General features: G+C 47.4%; 9 tRNA genes and 1 rRNA gene. All 10 read left to right on the forward strand.

Annotation, left to right across the window (positions count from 1 at the left end):
* A 5S ribosomal RNA gene (gene rrf, locus V8G47_RS20720) occupies window positions 1–109 on the forward strand; the annotation flags it as partial.
* A gap of 12 nt (window positions 110–121) precedes the next feature.
* Window positions 122–197: transfer RNA gene (locus V8G47_RS20725), tRNA-Val, on the forward strand.
* A 61-nt stretch (window positions 198–258) separates the two neighbouring features.
* Window positions 259–334 (forward strand) — tRNA-Thr (locus tag V8G47_RS20730).
* Window positions 335–369: 35 nt separating this feature from the next.
* Window positions 370–445: transfer RNA gene (locus V8G47_RS20735), tRNA-Lys, on the forward strand.
* A gap of 64 nt (window positions 446–509) precedes the next feature.
* Window positions 510–594: transfer RNA gene (locus V8G47_RS20740), tRNA-Leu, on the forward strand.
* Window positions 595–602: 8 nt separating this feature from the next.
* Window positions 603–677 (forward strand) — tRNA-Gly (locus tag V8G47_RS20745).
* Window positions 678–682: 5 nt separating this feature from the next.
* Window positions 683–771: transfer RNA gene (locus V8G47_RS20750), tRNA-Leu, on the forward strand.
* Between the two features lie 85 nt (window positions 772–856).
* A tRNA-Arg gene (locus V8G47_RS20755) sits at window positions 857–933 on the forward strand.
* Window positions 934–940: 7 nt separating this feature from the next.
* A tRNA-Pro gene (locus V8G47_RS20760) sits at window positions 941–1,017 on the forward strand.
* Between the two features lie 8 nt (window positions 1,018–1,025).
* Window positions 1,026–1,101, forward strand: a tRNA-Ala gene (locus V8G47_RS20765).
* Window positions 1,102–1,292: the final 191 nt, after the last annotated feature.

A 1,292-nucleotide genomic window follows, 5' to 3' on the forward strand; every position in this document is an offset into this window, starting at 1 on the left:
TAATGGCGAAGAGGTCACACCCGTTCCCATGCCGAACACGGAAGTTAAGCTCTTCAGCGCCGATGGTAGTTGGGGGATCTCCCCCTGTGAGAGTAGGACGTCGCCAGGCGATACATATTTCGGAGGATTAGCTCAGCTGGGAGAGCATCTGCCTTACAAGCAGAGGGTCGGCGGTTCGATCCCGTCATCCTCCACCATGTTTTTTTACGAAAGTAAAATTAACTTCATTCAATTTGCCCAAGCAAATTTTCTACCTATGCCGGTGTAGCTCAACTGGTAGAGCAACTGACTTGTAATCAGTAGGTTGGGGGTTCAAGTCCTCTTGCCGGCACCATTGGTTTTTTATTTTGTGTCTTTTTTTAATTTCAGGAGCCATTAGCTCAGTTGGTAGAGCATCTGACTTTTAATCAGAGGGTCGAAGGTTCGAATCCTTCATGGCTCACCAAATATTTTTGCCGAGGCAAAATATCTTACCTTCATTTTCTCTAATGTGAAAATGAATAGAATATGCGGGTGTGGCGGAATTGGCAGACGCACCAGACTTAGGATCTGGCGCCGCAAGGCGTGGGGGTTCAAGTCCCTTCACCCGCACCAATACTTGCGCGGAAGTAGTTCAGTGGTAGAACACCACCTTGCCAAGGTGGGGGTCGCGGGTTCGAATCCCGTCTTCCGCTCCAAACTAGCCGGGGTGGCGGAACTGGCAGACGCACAGGACTTAAAATCCTGCGGTAGGTGACTACCGTACCGGTTCGATTCCGGTCCTCGGCACCAGAATTTTTTGCGCCAGCAAAATAATTATCATTAATTTGCTTCAGCAAAATATCTTTCCGTACTTTACTATTAAAGAATTTACTTTGCGCCCGTAGCTCAATTGGATAGAGCGTTTGACTACGGATCAAAAGGTTAGGGGTTCGACTCCTCTCGGGCGCGCCATATATATCGGGAAGTAGCTCAGCTTGGTAGAGCACTTGGTTTGGGACCAAGGGGTCGCAGGTTCGAATCCTGTCTTCCCGACCACTTCTTTTGGGGCCTTAGCTCAGCTGGGAGAGCGCCTGCTTTGCACGCAGGAGGTCAGCGGTTCGATCCCGCTAGGCTCCACCAAAAAGTTTTTATAAAAAGTTATTGACACTCAACCAGTGGAAATGATATGATTATCAAGTCGCTTCAAACGAAGCACTTACACATTGAACCTTGAAAACTGAACAAAACAAGACAATACGTCAACGTTAATTCTAGATTTATTTTAAAGAGCTATTCAAACTTTTATCGGAGAGTTTGATCCTGGCTCAGGA

Origin of the sequence: Rossellomorea sp. LJF3 (genome assembly GCF_037046045.1) — a bacterium.
Taxonomy (GTDB): Bacteria; Bacillota; Bacilli; order Bacillales; family Bacillaceae_B; genus Rossellomorea.